This is a genomic window from Ideonella lacteola, from assembly GCF_038066555.1.
GTDB lineage: Bacteria > Pseudomonadota > Gammaproteobacteria > Burkholderiales > Burkholderiaceae_C > Ideonella > Ideonella lacteola.
The window spans coordinates 1-17,084 of record NZ_JBBUTG010000021.1 but is presented as its reverse complement, the minus strand read 5'-3'; the positions used below and the strand labels follow the sequence as shown (position 1 = coordinate 17,084).

General features: G+C 66.1%; 15 protein-coding genes. All 15 read left to right on the top strand.

The features are described from left to right. Window positions 1-170 precede the first annotated feature (170 nt). Complete coding sequence (locus AACH06_RS23285) at window positions 171-2,267, top strand: 3-hydroxyacyl-CoA dehydrogenase NAD-binding domain-containing protein (protein WP_341428182.1); 2,097 nt, start codon at window positions 171-173, stop codon at window positions 2,265-2,267. A gap of 6 nt (window positions 2,268-2,273) precedes the next feature. Next, a complete protein-coding gene (locus AACH06_RS23280; RefSeq protein WP_341428181.1) occupies window positions 2,274-3,758 on the top strand; it encodes a M20 family peptidase in 1,485 nt (494 codons plus the stop codon). A 29-nt stretch (window positions 3,759-3,787) separates the two neighbouring features. Further along, complete coding sequence (locus AACH06_RS23275; protein WP_341428180.1) at window positions 3,788-4,963, top strand: acetyl-CoA C-acyltransferase; 1,176 nt, start codon at window positions 3,788-3,790, stop codon at window positions 4,961-4,963. Beyond that, window positions 4,963-5,823 (top strand): SEL1-like repeat protein, encoded by an 861-nt coding sequence (locus AACH06_RS23270; RefSeq protein WP_341428179.1) that lies wholly within the window; start codon window positions 4,963-4,965, stop codon window positions 5,821-5,823. The genes AACH06_RS23275 and AACH06_RS23270 overlap by 1 nt, the downstream gene beginning before the upstream one ends. 33 nt (window positions 5,824-5,856) lie before the next feature. Next, on the top strand, window positions 5,857-6,300 hold the full coding sequence (locus AACH06_RS23265) for a PaaI family thioesterase (RefSeq protein ID WP_341428178.1): 444 nt from the start codon (window positions 5,857-5,859) through the stop codon (window positions 6,298-6,300). Further along, window positions 6,284-6,730 (top strand): PaaI family thioesterase, encoded by a 447-nt coding sequence (locus AACH06_RS23260; protein ID WP_341428177.1) that lies wholly within the window; start codon window positions 6,284-6,286, stop codon window positions 6,728-6,730. The genes AACH06_RS23265 and AACH06_RS23260 overlap by 17 nt, the downstream gene beginning before the upstream one ends. A 21-nt stretch (window positions 6,731-6,751) precedes the next feature. After that, window positions 6,752-8,614, top strand: coding sequence for an acyl-CoA dehydrogenase (locus tag AACH06_RS23255; protein ID WP_341428176.1), 1,863 nt, complete (start codon window positions 6,752-6,754; stop codon window positions 8,612-8,614). Between the two features lie 74 nt (window positions 8,615-8,688). Beyond that, entirely contained in the window at window positions 8,689-9,480 is a 792-nt protein-coding gene (locus AACH06_RS23250) for an SDR family oxidoreductase (RefSeq protein ID WP_341428175.1), read from the top strand. After that, on the top strand, window positions 9,449-9,949 hold the full coding sequence (locus tag AACH06_RS23245) for a PaaI family thioesterase (protein WP_423222075.1): 501 nt from the start codon (window positions 9,449-9,451) through the stop codon (window positions 9,947-9,949). Before AACH06_RS23250 ends, AACH06_RS23245 begins: the two co-directional genes overlap by 32 nt. 12 nt (window positions 9,950-9,961) lie before the next feature. Continuing rightward, complete coding sequence (locus AACH06_RS23240; RefSeq protein ID WP_341428173.1) at window positions 9,962-10,981, top strand: NADP-dependent oxidoreductase; 1,020 nt, start codon at window positions 9,962-9,964, stop codon at window positions 10,979-10,981. Window positions 10,982-10,986: 5 nt separating this feature from the next. Continuing rightward, entirely contained in the window at window positions 10,987-11,451 is a 465-nt protein-coding gene (locus AACH06_RS23235) for a GNAT family N-acetyltransferase (protein ID WP_341428172.1), read from the top strand. 46 nt (window positions 11,452-11,497) lie between these two features. After that, complete coding sequence (locus AACH06_RS23230) at window positions 11,498-13,201, top strand: isovaleryl-CoA dehydrogenase (protein ID WP_341428171.1); 1,704 nt, start codon at window positions 11,498-11,500, stop codon at window positions 13,199-13,201. Between the two features lie 14 nt (window positions 13,202-13,215). Beyond that, on the top strand, window positions 13,216-14,127 hold the full coding sequence (locus tag AACH06_RS23225; RefSeq protein WP_341428170.1) for an SDR family oxidoreductase: 912 nt from the start codon (window positions 13,216-13,218) through the stop codon (window positions 14,125-14,127). Between the two features lie 536 nt (window positions 14,128-14,663). Continuing rightward, window positions 14,664-14,927: an MmcQ/YjbR family DNA-binding protein gene (locus tag AACH06_RS23220; RefSeq protein WP_341428169.1), complete on the top strand. Its 264-nt coding sequence runs from the start codon at window positions 14,664-14,666 to the stop codon at window positions 14,925-14,927. A 460-nt stretch (window positions 14,928-15,387) separates the two neighbouring features. Next, on the top strand, window positions 15,388-17,084 hold a 1,697-nt coding region (locus AACH06_RS23215; RefSeq protein WP_341428168.1), incomplete at its 3' end, for an IPT/TIG domain-containing protein.

Below are 17,084 nucleotides of genomic sequence, written 5' to 3'. Positions count from 1 at the left end.
GCATAGGGGCGATGGGGGCCCGGGGCGCACCGTTTCGTCGGATCGGGCCTAGGGTTTCACCTAGCCAACGCCTTGTCGCGGCAGAGACACTGAAGGGCTTTCGAATCTTCCTAGAATCGAACGATCGTTCTATTTCCTGCCTTCCGATTTCTCTCGAAGGGACACCTCACATGAGCGCGAGCTATGAGCTTCACGGCCCGGTGGCCGTCATCACGCTGAACAATCCGCCGGTCAACGGCCTGGGCCATGCCAGCCGGCTGGCGGTGGCCGAAGGGCTGGAGCGCGCGCAGGCCGATGCGAACGTCAAGGCCATCGTGATCACCGGCGCCGGCAAGGCGTTTTCCGGAGGCGCCGACATCAAGGAATTCGGCACGCCAAAGGCGCTGGCCGAGCCCAATCTGCTGTCGTTGATCCGCCTGGTGGAGCTGTGCAGCAAGCCGGTGGTCGCTGCCGTCCACAGCGTCTGCATGGGGGGCGGCCTGGAGCTCTCGCTCGGCTGCCACTACCGGGTGGCTGCGCCGGGGGCCAATGTGGCCTTGCCCGAAGTCAAGATCGGCCTGCTGCCGGGCGCCGGCGGCACCCAGCGTCTGCCGCGCGTGCTCGGGGTGGAGACGGCGCTGAACATGATCGTCAGCGGTGATCCGGTGAAGAGCGAGGTGCTGGCCTCGCTGCCCGGCCAGAAGCTGTTCGACAAGCTGATCACGGATGGCGATTTGCTGCAGGGCGCGATCACCTTCGCGACCGAGATCGCCGACAAGCGCCCGTTGCCGCTGGTGCGCGACATGAAGGTGACCCACCCGAACGCAGACGGCTACTTCCAGTTCGCCCGCAACACCGTGGGCGCGATGGCGAAGAACTTCCCGGCACCGCTGAAGTGCGTCGATGCGGTGGAGGCTGCCGTCAAGAAGAAGTTCGACGACGGGATGACCTACGAGCGCGAGCAGTTCGTGGCGCTGATGATGACGCCCGAGTGCAAGGCCCTGCGCCATGCCTTCTTCGCCGAGCGTGCGGCGAGCAAGATCGCCGACGTGCCCGAGGACACGCCGCTGCGCGAGATCAAGAAGGTGGCGATCATCGGTGCGGGCACCATGGGCGGTGGCATCGCGATGAACTTCCTGTCCACCGGCACCCCCGTCACCTTGCTGGAGATGAAGCCCGAGGCGCTGGAGCGTGGCGTGGCCACCATCCGTAAGAACTACGAGGCGCAGGTCAAGAAAGGCAAGCTCAAGCCCGAGAAGTACGAAGCCACGATCGCGCTGCTGTCCACCACCTTGAGCTACGACGCCATTGGCGACGCCGATCTGGTGATCGAAGCGGTGTTCGAGGACATGGAGGTTAAGAAGGCCGTCTTCCAGCAACTCGACAAGGTGATGAAGCCCGGCGCGATCCTCGCCACCAACACCTCGACGCTGGATGTGAACCAGATCGCTGCGTTCACCCAGCGCCCGCAGGACGTCATCGGCACCCACTTCTTCAGCCCGGCCAACGTGATGAAGCTGCTCGAGGTGGTGCGCGGCGAAAAGACCGCGAAGGACGTGCTGGCCACCGTGATGGCGGTGGGCAAGAAGATCAAGAAGACCTGCGTCGTCTCGGGCGTGTGCGACGGATTCATCGGCAACCGCATGATCGAGCAGTACAGCCGCCAGGCGGGTTTCCTGCTGGAAGAAGGCTGCACGCCCGCCCAGGTGGACAAGGCGGTCGAGAAGTTCGGCTTTGCGATGGGCCCGTTCCGCATGGGTGACCTGGCCGGTAACGACGTGGGCTGGTACATCCGCAAGCGCCGCTATGTCGAGAAGCCGGACCTGCGCTACTCGAAGACCGCCGACCTGCTGTGCGAGATGGGCCGTTTCGGGCAGAAGACCGGTGCGGGCTGGTACGACTACAAGGAAGGCAAGCGCGACGCGATTCCTTCGCCCGTGGTCGAGAAGATGATCGCCGATCACCGCCAGGCCATGGGCATCACCCCACGCCAGATCAGCGACGACGAGATCGTTCATCGCCTGGTGTTCGCGCTGGTGAACGAAGCCGCGCGTCTGCTGGAAGAAGGCATCGCCCAGCGCGCGTCCGATGTCGACATGGTGTACCTCACCGGTTATGGCTTCCCGCTGCACCGGGGCGGCCCGATGTGCTACGCCGACACGTATGGCCTGTACAACGTGGCGCAGGCAATGAAGCGCTTTGCCCAGAACCCGAACGACGATGCGGCGTTCTGGCAGCCGGCCCCCCTGCTGGCTAAGCTGGTGGAAGAGGGCAAGAGCTTCAACTGACCGCCCATGCTCAAGCGCCTGTGGTTCACACTGCTGGCCGCGGTGGCCTTGCTGGCCGCCGCGGTGGTGGTGAACACCTATCGCCAAGGTTCGCGCCAGCTCGATGTGCCGCCGGCCCCGCCGCTGGCGTTCGACGAAGCTGCGGCAGCCCAGCGGCTGGCCGAGGCGATCCGCGCACGCACCGTCTCCAGCTTCGACGATGCGCATCAGAACGCCGATCAGTTCGAGCAGTTGCACGCGATGCTGCAGGCGCGCTACCCGCAGGCCCACCGGGTGCTGCAGCGCGAAGTGGTGGGTGGCTTGAGCCTGCTCTACACCTGGCCGGGCTCCGATGCGAAGCTGCCGCCCGTCTTGCTGCTGGCCCACCAGGATGTGGTGCCCATCGCCCCGGGGACCGAGGGCGACTGGGCCGAGCCGCCGTTCGCAGGCACGGTGAAAGACGGCTTCATCTGGGGCCGTGGCGCTTGGGACGACAAGGGCAACCTGATCGCGCAGATGGAGGCGATCGAGCTGCTGGCGGCCAGCGGCTTCCAGCCACGCCGCACCATCCACCTCGCGTTCGGCGCCGATGAAGAAGTAGGTGGCGAGCGCGGTGCGCAGAAGATCGCCGCCGTGCTCAAGTCTCGTGGCGAGCGACTGGACTTTGTCATCGACGAAGGTCTTTTGGTCACCGAGGGCATCGTGCCGGGCCTCAACCAGCCGGCGGCGCTGATCGGTATCGCCGAAAAGGGGTACCTGTCGGTGGTGCTCAAGGTGCCGGCCACGCCCGGCCACTCGTCGATGCCTCCGCCGCCCGGCGACAGTGCCATTGCGATGATGAGCGCGGCGCTGAAGGGGTTGGACGACCACCAACTGCCTGGCGGCATTCGCGGCGTGGCGCGCGAGATGTTCGAGACGCTGGCGCCCGATATGAGCGGCTTCGGCCGTGTGGCCCTGTCCAACCTGTGGCTGTTCGGGCCGGTGGTGCAGCGGCAGCTCGAAGCCAAGGCCAGCACCAACGCGATGCTGCGCACGACGACGGCGTTGACGATGGTGCATGCGGGCAACAAGGACAACGTGTTGCCCGGCCGTGCCGAGGCCACCATCAACTTCCGCCTGCTGCCGGGCGACAGCGCCTCGGCGGTGATGGGGCATGTGCACGATGTCGCCGGCGCCGCCATGCCGGGCGCCCGCTACGAATTGGCCGCGCTGCCGGGCGCGAGCGAGCCGTCGCGCGTATCGCCCACGCAGTCGGCCAGCTACCAGTTGGTCAACAAGACGGTGAGAGAGGTCTTCCCGGGCACCCTGGTCGCCCCGGGCTTGATGGTGGCGGCCACCGACTCCCGGCACTTCGAATCCATCAGCGACCACATCTACCGCTTTTCGCCGGTGCGGGCGAAGCCAGAAGACCTGGCCCGCTTCCACGGCACGAATGAACGCCTCTCGAACGCCAATCTGGCCGAGATGATCCGCTTCTACCACCGCCTGGTCAGCCAGGCGGCTGGTGCTTGACTACAACGACTTTCCTACAGGAGCCCGCCATGAGCCGAGCCGTCATCGTTTCCACCGCACGCACCCCGCTGGCCAAGAGCTGGAAAGGCGCCTTCAACATGACGCACGGCGCCACGCTGGGTGGCCATGCGGTGAAGGCGGCCGTCGAGCGCGCCGGCATCGAGGCGGCCGCGGTAGAAGACGTGATCATGGGCTGCGCCAACCCGGAGGGCGCCACCGGTGCCAACATCGCTCGCCAGATCGCACTGCGCGCAGGCCTGCCGATCACCGTGGGTGGCTTGACGGTCAACCGCTTCTGCTCCAGCGGCCTGCAGACGATCGCCCTGGCCGCCCAGCGCATCATCGCTGGCGAGGGCGATGTCTACGTCGCCGGTGGCGTGGAGAGCATCTCGTGCGTCCAGCAGGAGATGAACACCCACATGCTGCAAGACAGTTGGCTGAAGGAGCACAAGCCCGAGATCTACTGGAGCATGCTGCAGACCGCCGAGAACGTGGCCAAGCGCTACGGCATCTCCAAAGAGCGGCAGGATCAGTACGGCGCCGCCAGCCAGCAGAAGGCTTGCGCGGCACAAGCCGCCGGCAAGTTCAACGACGAGATCGTGTCGATCACCGTCACCGCCGGCGTGGCCGACAAGGTGATGGGCCTGCGCACCCGTGAGGTCACCGTCAGCGCCGACGAAGGGCTGCGTGAAGGCACCACCTACGAATCCATCAAGGACATCCGCACCGCGATGCCAGGAGGCGTGATCACCGCGGGCAACGCGAGCCAGTTCAGCGACGGTGCGGGCGCCTGCGCCGTGGTGAGCGAGGCCTACGCCGAGCGCAAGGGGTTGAAGCCTCTGGGCCGCTTCCTCGGCTTTGCCGTGGCGGGTTGCGAGCCGGATGAGATGGGCATCGGCCCCGTGTTCGCGGTGCCGAAGGTGCTGCAGCGCCTGGGCCTGAAGATCGATGACATCGACCTGTGGGAGCTGAACGAAGCCTTCGCGGTTCAGGTGCTCTACTGCGCCGACCGCTTGGGCATCCCGATGGACCTGCTGAACGTGAACGGCGGCGCGATCGCCGTGGGCCACCCGTATGGCGTGTCGGGCCAGCGCTTGACGGGCCATGCGCTCATCGAAGGCAAGCGCCGAGGTGCCAAGAAGGTGTGCGTGACGATGTGCATCGGCGGCGGCATGGGCGCGGCTGGCATCTTCGAGGTGCTGTGATGCCCGGGCCCGCGCGGCGCTGGGCCCGGGCCGGACTCCGCGGAGGTCTGGCGGCGGTGGCGGCCGGCGCGTGCCTGCTGAGTCACGCTGCCACGGAGGCGACCCGGGCGGTGGTCAAAGCCATCGAGGCGAAAGACTGCGCCACCGCCGTGAAAGAGCTGAATGCCGCGATGGCGAGCTCATCGCCCGATGCCTGGTTGCTGGGGGGCGCGATGTTCGAGCAGGGCCTGTGCCTGAAGCCCAACGTCGAACGAGCGGCTCGCCTGTACCTGCGGGCGGCAGAGGCTGGCCGCACGGGGGCCCGATCGCGCCTGGCGGGGCTGTACGCGCTGCCGGCGGCGGGCCCGGACAAGGGCGCCGCCTTGTGGTGGGCCCAGCAGGCGGCATTGCCGATGCCTGCAGCGTGCGCTGTCCCAGCCGATGCGCGGGACGACGCCGATCGCTTCGCCCAGGCGCTGGGGGCCTGGCCCGCGGCCCGGCTGGACGGCTGTGTCTACGTCGCGGGTGTGCTGTCGGCGCTGGACGCCGAGTTCGCGATCCATCCCGATGAGGCTGTCAAGGATGGCGTGAGCGTCGACTTCCAGCCCGCCGAAGGCCGCGCGGTGGTGGGCTTCGCGCGGCTGCACCAGCAGGGCAACGAACAGCGGCCTCAACTGGGCGGTGGCTTGCGCTTGCAGGGCTACGCCTACGACCCTTCGCCCGACCAACTCCGGGCGTTGCAGACCGAAGCCGGCAAGGCCGAGCTGGCCGAACAGGCCGATGTCGTGGCCCAGCAGGCCTTGGCCCGGTTCCCTAAGCCAGGCGGGATCGACGCCGGCTGGCGAATCCGCTTGCGTGTGGATGGGCCCCGGCTGCAGTGAGCTGGTGGCCCTTCTGATCTCTGGAGGCCTGCGATGACGAGCGATACCTTTGATCCGGACGTGTTCTTGCAGCTCGGCCGCGATGTGCTGCAGCGCCAGCCTTTCAGCGTGCTGCTCGGCGCCGAGCTGACGCACCTGATGCCGGGCGACGTGGAGCTGCAACTGCCCCTGCGGGACGATCTGAAACAGCAAGACGGCTTTGCGCACGGCGGCGTGGTGAGCTACCTCGCCGACAACGCGCTGACGTTTGCGGGCGGCACCGCGATGCGCGTGCCGGTGGTCACCTCGGAATTCAAGATCAACTACCTCAAGCCAGCCATGGGGGAGCGCCTGGTGGTCCGTGCCAAGGCCGTGGGCGTGGGGCGCAGCCAGACGGTCTGCCGATGCGACGTCTTCTCGGTGCTGGGGCACGAAGAGACGCTGTGTGCGGTGGCGCAGGGCACGATCAGCAAGCGCGGTGATGCGCCCCCTGCGTGAGGCGGCGATGAAGACCGATCTGGCGACTTTGCGCAGCTTTTTCGCGGCTTCTCCCTTCATGGTGGATCTGGGCGTCGAACCCACGGCCGTCGGCGAAGGGCGGGTGTGGACGGTGCTGCCGCTGGCCCATCGCCACCTGCAGCACACCGGCCAGGCCCATGCCGGGGTGATGGCCTCATTGGCCGATCATTCGATGGGCGCGGCAGCACAGACCGTGGCGCCCGACGGCCACTGGGTGTTGACCGCCGAATTGAAGACCAGCCTGCTGCGGCCCGGCCGGGGTGAGCGGCTGGAGTGCGAAGCCCACGTGCTGAAACCGGGGCGGATGCTGAGCTTCACCGAAGCCGAGGTCTACGCCGTGAGTGGCGACCAACGCACCCTGGTGATGAAGGCCTCCGGCACGATGGCCGTGGTCCCGATGAACCGATAAATCGATTACCTCAGCGCCGACATGCTTCGACCCACGATCGACTTCCTGCTGTACGACTGGCTGCAGGCAGACACGCTGCCACAGCGTGCCCGCTTCGCCGACCATTCCCGCGAGACCTTCGGCTCGGTGCTGGATGCCGCCGAGCGATTGGCACGCGAGAAGTTTGCCCCGTTCAACCGACTGGTCGACACCGAGGAGCCGCGCTTCGATGGCGAGAAGGTGATCCTGCCGCAGGCGACCCATGAGGCCTGGAAGGCCTTCGGCGAGTCCGGCATGCTCAGCGCTGCGCAGGACTACGACATCGGCGGCATGCAGCTGCCCTACCTGGTGGAGACGGCCGCGAATGCGTTCTTCGCCAAGGCCTCGGTCGGCATCGGCGGCAGTTTGCTGACGGTGGGCAATGCGAATCTGCTGATGGCGCATGGCAATGAAGCGCAGCGGCGGGTCTTCGCGCTGAACGAGTTCAGTGGCCGCTGGTCGGGCACCATGTGCCTGTCCGAACCGCAGGCGGGCTCCAGCCTGTCCGATGTGGCGACACGTGCCGTGCCGGACGGCGACAACTTCGAGTCCGATGCGCTGGGCCCGCGCTACCGCCTTCACGGCAACAAGATGTGGATCTCAGCAGGCGAGCACGAGCTGACCGAGAACATCATCCACCTGGTCCTGGCGAAGATTCCCGGCCCGGATGGCAAGCTGGTGCCGGGCACCAAGGGCATCTCGCTGTTCGTGGTGCCGAAGAAGCTGGTGGATGCAGAAGGCCGGCTGACCGGTGAGCGCAACGATGTGGCGTTGGCGGGCCTGAACCACAAGTGCGGCTGGCGTGGCACCACCAACACCTTGCTCAATTTCGGCGAAGGCCGCTTCAAGCCGGCGGGCCGCGCTGGCGCGGTGGGCTACCTGGTGGGACGGCCCGGCGAAGGCCTGCGCTGCATGTTCCATATGATGAACGAGGCGCGCATCGGTGTGGGCCTGGGGGCCGCCATGCTGGGCTATGCGGGCTATGAAGCCTCGCTGGACTATGCGCGGCAGCGTCCACAGGGCCGCCCGATCACCGGCGCCCCGAGCGCGCCGACCTCCGCCCCGGCGAGCGGCACGCCCGCCTTCGGCAAGGACGCTGCGGCGCCCCAAGTGCCGATCATTGAGCACGCCGATGTGAAGCGCATGCTGCTGGCCCAGAAGGCGTACAGCGAAGGCGCGCTGGCGTTGTGCCTGTACGGCGCGCGCCTGGTGGACGAGCAGCACACCGGGGCCCCCGAGGCGGGCGCCGAAGCGGCGCTGCTGCTGGAAGTGCTCACGCCCATCATCAAGAGCTTTCCGAGCCAATGGTGCCTGGAGGCGAACAGCCTGGCCATCCAGGTGCACGGAGGCTACGGCTACACGCGCGACTTTCCCGTCGAGCAGTACTGGCGCGACAACCGCTTGAACATGATCCACGAGGGCACGCACGGCATCCAGGCGCTTGACCTGCTGGGGCGCAAGGTGGTGATGCAAGGCGGTGCGGGGCTGAAGCTGCTGGCCTCGCGCATCAATGCCACGATCGAGCGCGCCGGCCATGTCCAGGGTTTGGCCGAGTTCGCCACCCAACTGGGCGGCGCGGTGCAGCGCCTGGGCGCCGCCACCAAGGCGGCCTGGGCCACTGGCGAGCCTGCCGAGGCCCTGGCCAACGCGACACCTTATCTGCAGGCCTTCGGCCATGTGGTGGTCGCGTGGATCTGGCTCGATGTGGTGCTGGCTGCACAAGCCGCCGAAGCGCCGCGGCGCGACGGCAGCCTGGCGGCTTGCCGCTACTTCTTCGCCTATGAGCTGCCCTTGGTCGATGCCTGGCTGAAGGTGGTGAGCAGCCGAGAGGCCGTCTGCCGCGAGATGCTCGACGAATGGTTCTGAAATGAATCGCCCGCGCCCCCTTCCGGTACGGCGCCCACCCGCTCCAGACTTACCGCAACCATGAGGTCCCATTCATGAGCACCCCTGTTCAACAACTGTTCAACCTCGAGGGCCGCACCGCGTTGGTGACGGGGGGCTCGCGTGGCCTGGGCCTGCAGATCGCCGAGTCGCTGGGTGAAGCCGGCGCGAAGATCCTGCTCAGCTCGCGCAAGGCGGCCGATCTGGAAGAAGCCGCCGCTCACCTGCAAGACAAAGGCATCGATGCGCGATGGGTGGCCGCCGATGCCAGCCAGCCCGAGGATGCGCGCCGCGTGGTGGATGACGCCATGAGCCGCCTGGGCCACATCGACATCCTGGTGAACAACGCGGGCGCCACCTGGGGCGCGCCGGCGGAAGATCACCCGCTGGAGGCCTGGGACAAGGTGATGAACCTGAACATCCGCAGCCTGTTCGTCTTCAGCCAGTTGGTCGGGCGCGCCAGCATGATCCCGCGCCAGTCGGGCCGCATCATCAATGTGGCTTCCATCGCCGGGCTGGGCGGCAACCCGCCGGAAATGCAGACCATCGCCTACAACACCAGCAAGGCAGCAGTGATCAACTTCACCCGCACATTGGCGGGGGAGTGGGGCCGCCACGGCATCACCGTCAACGCCATCGCGCCGGGGTTCTTCCCCAGCAAGATGACCAAGGGCCTGCTGGAGAAGCTGGGCGCCGAGAAGATGGCGGCCCACGCGCCGCTGAGGCGCCTGGGCGACGACGACGATCTGAAGGGCGTGGCGCTGCTGTTTGCCTCGGCCGCCGGCAAACACATCACCGGGCAGACGCTGGCCGTGGATGGCGGTGTGTCGGCCCTCACAGGAGGTTGATGACTTGTCCAGCCGATCGAAGATCCCGTTTCCGGTCAAGGTGCCGTTCGTCGAGCGCCTGGGGCTGGAGCTGCATGCGTGCGCCGATGGCGCCAGCGAAGTGCGTGTGGACCTCGCCGAGTCGCACATGAACTCGTGGGAGGTGGCTCACGGCGGCGTGCTGATGACCATGCTGGATGTGGCGATGGCGATGGCCGCCCGCAGCCAGAATCTCGATGGCCCGGGCGTGGCCACGATCGAGATGAAGACCAGTTTCATGCGCCCCGGCGAAGGCGAGCTGCGGGCGCTGGGCAAGCTGCTGCACCGCACCGCCACGATGGCCTTTTGCGAAGCCACGGTGCTGGACGCTGATGGTGCCATCTGCGCCCATGCGACCGGCACCTTCAAGTACGTGCGTGCCTTGCCGGCGCGCGACCGAACCCTCAAGCCGCTGCAACGCAGCGACTCGAACCTCGACCCCCATTCCTGAAAGGATCCACCCATGACCACGATCAACCGCCAGGTGCTGCTGGCCTCCCGCCCCGAAGGCGAACCGACCGTCGAGAACTTCCGCCTGGTCGAGACGCCGGTGCCGGCGCTCACCGAGGGCCAAGTGCTGGTACGCAACCACTTCCTCAGCCTCGACCCGTACATGCGCGGCCGCATGAATGAAGGCAAGAGCTACGCTGCGCCGCAACCGCTGGATGAGGTGATGATCGGCGGCACGGTGGGTGAAGTGATCGAGTCGAGGAACGACCACTTCAAGGTCGGCGACAAGGTCGTCGGCATGGGGGGCTGGCAGGAGTACGTCGTCGTCAATGCCACCCAGCGTGGCGTGCTTCAGAAGGTGGACACCACCCATGTGCCTTTGTCGGCCTACCTGGGCGCGGTCGGCATGCCGGGTGTGACCGCGTGGTACGGCCTGGTGAAGATCATCAACCCCAAGGCGGGCGAGACCGTGGTGGTCAGCGCCGCCAGCGGTGCCGTGGGCGGCGCCGTCGGCCAATTGGCCAAAGTGCGGGGGTGCCGCGTGGTGGGCATCGCGGGCGGGCCGCAGAAGTGCGCTCAGGTGGTCGAAGAGCTGGGCTTCGATGCCTGCATCGACTACAAGGCGCACGCCGATGTGAAGAGCCTGTCGAAGGCGCTGAAGGACGCGGCGCCCAACGGCGTGGACGGCTACTTCGAGAACGTGGGCGGCATGATCCTGGACGCCGTGATGCTGCGCGCCAACGCCTTCAGCCGCATCGCCCTGTGCGGCATGATCGCCGGCTACAACGGCGAGCCGATCCCGATGAGCTACCCGCAGTTGCTGCTGACCAACCGCATGAAGCTCGAAGGCTTCATCGTCAGCGAGCACATGGAAGTCTGGCCCGAGGCCCTGAAGGAGCTCGGCACCTTGGTCGCCACGGGACAGTTCAAGTACCGCGAGACTCTGGCGCAAGGCATTGCGAGTGCCCCGGAGGCCTTCCTCGGCCTGCTCAAGGGCAAGAACTTCGGCAAGCAATTGGTGAAGTTGGTGTGAGCGCGATGCAGATCCATTGGGACTGGTTCCGCTTCGACGGCTTCAGCACCCAGACGCTGTACGAGGTGCTGCATCTGCGCCAGCGTGTCTTCGTCGTCGAGCAGAACTGCCCCTATCTGGACTGCGATGGTCTGGACCAGCAGAGCTGGCATCTGCTGGGCCGTGCCGCCGACGGCCCCCACCAGGGCGAGCTGCTGCTGTACCTGCGTGTGGTCGACCCGGGCCTGAAGTACGCCGAACCCTCGATCGGCCGCGTGATCAGCGACGAGCGGCTGCGCGGCAGCGGTATGGGCCGTGTGTTGATGGCCGAAGCCGTCAGGCGCTGCGATGAGGCTTACCCGGGACAGCCGAACCGCATCAGCGCCCAGGCCCATCTGGCCAAGTTCTACGGCGGGTTCGGCTTCGAGCCCGTGGGTGAGCCCTACCTCGAAGACAACATCCCGCACCAGGAGATGCTTCGGCGGCCGTGATCGCCCGGCCGCCGGGCATCGGAACCGGCCCTCGCTGGAGGTTTGAATGACCCCATCCCAAGAGCTTGTCCAGGGGCACGTTTCCGGGCTCACCCACGAGGTGACCAACCAGAGCGCCCCGCTGGTCGGCGCGAACCTCTATCGGGGCCACCGGGCGCTGCGCGACGCTTTGGCCTTCCACGGGGTGGCGGCGGACGACGCCGCGCTCGATGTCCTGGGCGCCGAGGTGGGCTCGGCAGAGATGCAAAGCCACGCCCGCCTGGCCCACGTGCACCCGCCCGTGTTGCACACGCACGACCGCCAGGGCCGCCGCATCGACGAGGTGGAGTTTCATCCCAGCTACCACCGCCTGATGGAGCGGGTGATCGGCCACGGCCTCCACGGCGCGCCGTGGGCCGGTGGCCCGGGGGCACACGTGCGAAGAGCCGCGGGGTTCATGCTCTTCACCGAGCTGGAGCCTTCGGTGATGTGCCCGGTGTCGATGAGCTATGCGGCGACGCCGGCACTGAAGGCCCATCCAGTGCTGCACGCGTTGTGGTCGCCCAGGCTCACCGCGGCGACCTATGACCCGAGCGCACGGCCGGTGGCCGACAAGCGCGGCGTCACGCTGGGCATGGGCATGACGGAAAAGCAGGGCGGGTCGGACGTGCGCGCCAACACCACCCGGGCGTTGCCCGATGGCGCGGATGCGTGGGGCGAGCGCTACCTCATCACGGGCCACAAGTGGTTCTTCTCGGCCCCGATGTCTGATGCCCACCTGGTGCTGGCCCAAACCGGCGGTGGGCTCAGTTGTTTCCTGGTGCCGCGGTGGCTGCCGGATGGGACACGCAACCGCGTCGAGGTGCAGCGCCTGAAGGACAAGCTGGGCAACCACGCCAACGCGAGCTCCGAGGTGGAGTTTCGCGAGGCATTCGGCTGGCGCGTGGGCGACGAGGGCCGGGGCGTGACGCAAATCCTCGCGATGGGTGCACTGACGCGGCTGGACTGCGCACTGGGCACCGCCGGCCTGATGCGCCAGGCTTTGTCGATCGCCATTCATCACACGTCTCAGCGCTCGGCGTTCGGCCGGCCATTGATCGACCAGCCGTTGATGAAGAACGTGCTGGCGGACCTGGCGCTTGAAAGCGAAGCCGCGACGGCGCTGGCGCTGCGCGTGGCCCGCACCGTCGACCGCACCGAGCACAGGCAAGACGCGACCGGCCATGAAGCAATCATGCGACGCGTTCTCACTCCGGTCGCGAAATTCTGGGTCTGCAAGCGTGGCAGCCACTTCGCTCAGGAGGCCATGGAGTGCCTGGGTGGCAATGGCTATGTCGAAGAGCAGGGCGAAGGAGTGATGGCGCGCATCTACCGCGAGATGCCGCTGAACTCGATCTGGGAAGGGGCCGGCAACATCATGGCGATCGACCTGCTGCGATCGCTGCGCGCGGGCCCCGTGGCCGATGCGCTCGCCGCAGAACTCGCCCCGGCGCTGGGCGCCCATCCTCATTTCGACCGCCTCGCTCAAGGCCTGCCTGCACGACTGGACGGCCTGACCGACGAGATCGAGGCCCGGGTGCTGGCACGCGATGTCGCGCTCGCTGTGCAGGCGGCGCTGCTGCGGCAGCACGCCCCGGAATTCGTCTTCGAGGCTTTCTGCGCGTCGCGGCTGAACGGCGGCGATTCACTCGGTGCCTTCGGCAGCCTGCCACGCTCCTGCGCGTTCGATGCACTGATCGACCGCGCGAATCCCATCTCATCATCATCTTGAACAAGGGGAACCCCATGGGCTACTTCACCGGCCGCACCGCGGTCATCACCGGTGCCGCGTCAGGCTTCGGGCTCGAGGCCTCGCGCATCGCGGCGCGCGAAGGCATGAACGTGGTGATGGCGGATGTCATGGCCGAGCCGCTCGAGAAGGCGGCTGCCGACGTGGCGGCCTCCGGTGCCGCGGTCCTGCCGGTGCAGGTCGACGTGTCCCGCGCCGACCGGTTGCAGGCGCTGGCGGACGCGACCCTTCAGCGCTTCGGTGTGCCGCATTTCGTCTTCAACAACGCCGGCATCTCGGTTGGCGGGCTGATCTGGGAGCACACCCAGAAAGACTGGGAATGGACGATCGGCGTCAACCTGATGGGCGTGGCCCACGGCGTGCGCATCTTCACGCCGTTGATGCTCGAAGCCGCCAAGAAGGATGCAGGCTACCGCGGGCACATCGTCAACACCGCCTCGATGGCCGGCCTCGTGAACATGCCCAACCAGGGGGCCTACAACGTCACCAAGCATGCGGTGGTGTCGCTGAGTGAAACGCTCTACCAGGACCTGGCGCTGGTGACCGATCAGGTACACGCCCATGTGCTGTGCCCGTACTTCGTGCCCACCGGCATCGCGCACAGCGAGCGCGCGCGCCCCGGCGAGATGAGCGACGACGGCCCCATGACGGTGAGCCAGCGCGTGGCCAAGGCGCTGGGCGAGAAGGCCGTGGCCAGCGGCAAGGTGAGCGCCGCCGAGGTCGCACAGTTCGTGTTCGACGCGATGCAGGCCAACCGCTTTTACATCTTCAGCCACCCCAACGAACGCGCCCTCGCACCGGTGGCGGCGCGAAACGAAGACATTCTGCAAATGCGCAACCCCAGCAACCCCTTTGCGCATCGGCCGGAGTTGGGTGAGCAGTTGCGGGTGGCGTTGAACGCGGGTTGATCCCCCCGCAGGCGTCGAAAACGGCGTCCGCCGTTCATCGTGGCTATGGCGGCCAGCGTCTAGGCCGTCCCCACCAGGAGAACGCCTGCATGACTCTCACGACGGTTCAACTACCGGCCTGCGTGATCGTCGGCCTGCAGATTCGCACGGCACCCATGTGGCCGGATATCCCCGCGCTGTGGCCGAAGTTCGTGGCGCGCATCGACGAGATCGCGCGCCCCGCCGAGCCCTTCGTCAGCTACGGAGTGACGGAGCAGCAAGCGGGCCGGCTGGAGTACCTGGGGCGGCCCTGTCGGTTACCTCGGCCGCCTCGCTGCCACCAGGCATGGTGTGCCTGGCCATCCCGACCGCTACCTACGCGATGTCGCGCTGTCCGCTGGTGCAGACCGGCACAGGTTGCGCAAAGATCTATGAGAACTTGCGGCCTGAGTCTGAATACCGTCAGGCGCCGGGGCCGCTCTTCGAACGACATGACGAGGCATTCGACCCCACGGATCTTCAGTCGACGGTCGAGATCCACATCCCATCATGTCGAGATGAAATACGCGACGATCCGCCAGTACGCCCTGGCCCTGCCCAACGTGACCGAGGAGCCGCACCGCGCGCACGGCTTATTCCGCATTCGCGACAAGATCTTCGTCACGGTTCCGCCTGAGCAGGACCGGCCTCACGTGTTTGTTGGCGAAAGGGCGCGCGACCAGGCGATCGCGATGTACCCCGACTTCGTCGACGCTGGTGTGGTGCAAGAAGGCGTCGGGCGTTCGCTTGTTGCAGGCGCCAGCCGGATCCGGCATTCGTGAAGCGCCCGGTGCGCCTGGCGGGGGTGCGAAACGCGCCGAAGACCTTGTTTAGCCGCCACTCGGAGCTTGAGCGGACGGCCCGAACCGGCCTGCCCCACTTCAGCTTGTGGGGATTGACGTCGATTGATATTTTAGCGCAGCTGATTCTGAGAATTAGGTGGCTGCTGATCTTGGTTTCCCAGCGTTAGTTGCAAATGAGTTGTAAATTCCTGTAAGCGATTCTGGAATCGCTGTTTTGATCCTCTAGCATTGCCTCCGAGCCAAAGCTACAAGATGTTTTCAGTGGCGCAAGGGGAGGGGCACGGGCACGTTTTGCGCGCCGTGTGGTTATTGCTTTCCCTGGGCTTTAGGATATTCATTTGCTGGGGGAGAGATGTCACAACTGCGCTGCGGATCTAGCGTTGCGGGCCTATGGGGTCGACTGTATTCGGCCGCTGTAAGGGACGGGTTTTTGCGGCGCATGAGTCTGGCCCTGCTGCTTTGCAGCGCGGCGGCTTACGCCGGTGTCAGCAACGTCTACGACGAGTTGGGCCGTCTGGTTCAAGTCGTGGCGCCTGATGGCGACAGCGTGCAGTACAAATACGACGCCGTCGGCAATATCACTGAGGTCAAGCGATACCCGGCAAATGTGCTGGCTTTGACCGAATTCACCCCGAATGCCGGTCCCAGCGGCACGGCCGTGACCATTTATGGCTCCGGTTTCAGCACCGTTGCGGCCGAAAATACCGTCAAGTTCAATGGTAAGGCCGCCACGGTTCAGTCTGCCACGGCCAACAAGCTGGTGGTCAAGGTGCCGGCGGGCGCGACAACGGGTCGCATCACCGTCAGCAATTCTAAGGGGCAGGTGACCAGCGCGACCGACTTCGTGACCGGCGCTGACAGGCCCATTCCGGTTATCACCTCGATCACGCCGAATATTGGTAAACCAGCCGATGTCGTGACCATTGCGGGTAATAACTTCCAGATTGGTGTCGTGGATAACGCCGTTTCCTTTGGAAATGGCCCTGCCCAAATCGTCTCGGACGCCGACAGCCCGTCGCCCACCCTTCTCAAGAGTAAGGTCCCGCCAGGAGCGCCGTCCGGCCCGATCACTGTGGCGACGCGATTCGGCAAATCGGGTAAATCGGCTGATTTCTTTGCCGTTCCGGGTGTGCACCTGGTTTCCGATATTGAATACAAGTCGCGTGCCGTCTTGGATAGCGTCGCCGTTCCGCTGGCGATCTCCACGCAGGGAAAAAAGGCCCTAGTTATTTTTGATGCGAATCCAGGACAATATCTCAGCCTGGTGACCTCTGGTGGTACTTTTGCGTCCTCCGCGACGATAGAGGTCTATCGTCCTGACGGGGTTCTTGCGGAGTCATCTAGTTCTGTCAGCGCGAGCGGCGTGGTGGATTTCACCAAGCCCCTCACGGCCTACGGCACCTACACGCTCGTTTTCATTCCGAAGCCGACCGAGACCGGTGCGATCAACCTGAGCCTCGTCGCGAACGTCCAGGGCGCGCTGACCATCGATGACCCGTCGCCGACGTTGGCCACGCTGAAGGCAGGCCAGAACGCGCGCTACACCTTCAACGGCGTGACGGGCAAGAACCTGCAACTGCTGCTGACCAACAACACGCTGGACGACGGCAACACGGGCACCAACAACTACACCTACGTGTACGTGTACAAGCCCGACGGCAGCATCCTGACGTCGGCCTACCAGTACACCAGCGATCGCGCCGGCTTCTTGTTGAGCCTGCCTGCGCTGCCGGGTGATGGAGCGTATTCCGTGCTCGTGCGTCCGGATGGGTTTGACGAAGGCCAGATCAAGCTGCACCTGAGGACGGCCAACAGCGGCACGGCGCTGGCGACCGACGCCACGGTCACGACGGTGAACGTGGCAGACCAGGAGCTGGGTTACTACAGCTTCACCGGAGTGGCGGGCAGGGGCTATGGCCTGGCGGTGAAGGACCTGGTGTTCACGCCGGGGGTGAATAGCCCGAGCCTGTATGCCTACCTGTACAAGCCGGACGGCACGTACGTCACGAGCTGCAACTTCTCGAGCGCGGGTGACTGCGACTTTGCTGCCAGCAATTTCACGGTGGATGGCAAGTACGGTCTGGTGTTTGTGCCGCGCTACCAGAACTCGGTGAGCTTCAAGGTGCAGCTGGGCAA

Coding starts and splice junctions, on each gene's coding strand:
- AACH06_RS23225 (WP_341428170.1), top strand. CDS start 13,216: ATGGGCTACTTCACCGGCCGCACCGCGGTCATCACCGGTGCCGCGTCA.
- AACH06_RS23260 (WP_341428177.1), top strand. CDS start 6,284: ATGCGCCCCCTGCGTGAGGCGGCGATGAAGACCGATCTGGCGACTTTG.
- AACH06_RS23280 (WP_341428181.1), top strand. CDS start 2,274: ATGCTCAAGCGCCTGTGGTTCACACTGCTGGCCGCGGTGGCCTTGCTG.
- AACH06_RS23240 (WP_341428173.1), top strand. CDS start 9,962: ATGACCACGATCAACCGCCAGGTGCTGCTGGCCTCCCGCCCCGAAGGC.
- AACH06_RS23235 (WP_341428172.1), top strand. CDS start 10,987: ATGCAGATCCATTGGGACTGGTTCCGCTTCGACGGCTTCAGCACCCAG.
- AACH06_RS23230 (WP_341428171.1), top strand. CDS start 11,498: ATGACCCCATCCCAAGAGCTTGTCCAGGGGCACGTTTCCGGGCTCACC.
- AACH06_RS23285 (WP_341428182.1), top strand. CDS start 171: ATGAGCGCGAGCTATGAGCTTCACGGCCCGGTGGCCGTCATCACGCTG.
- AACH06_RS23275 (WP_341428180.1), top strand. CDS start 3,788: ATGAGCCGAGCCGTCATCGTTTCCACCGCACGCACCCCGCTGGCCAAG.
- AACH06_RS23255 (WP_341428176.1), top strand. CDS start 6,752: ATGCTTCGACCCACGATCGACTTCCTGCTGTACGACTGGCTGCAGGCA.
- AACH06_RS23220 (WP_341428169.1), top strand. CDS start 14,664: ATGAAATACGCGACGATCCGCCAGTACGCCCTGGCCCTGCCCAACGTG.
- AACH06_RS23265 (WP_341428178.1), top strand. CDS start 5,857: ATGACGAGCGATACCTTTGATCCGGACGTGTTCTTGCAGCTCGGCCGC.
- AACH06_RS23245 (WP_423222075.1), top strand. CDS start 9,449: ATGGCGGTGTGTCGGCCCTCACAGGAGGTTGATGACTTGTCCAGCCGA.
- AACH06_RS23250 (WP_341428175.1), top strand. CDS start 8,689: ATGAGCACCCCTGTTCAACAACTGTTCAACCTCGAGGGCCGCACCGCG.
- AACH06_RS23270 (WP_341428179.1), top strand. CDS start 4,963: ATGCCCGGGCCCGCGCGGCGCTGGGCCCGGGCCGGACTCCGCGGAGGT.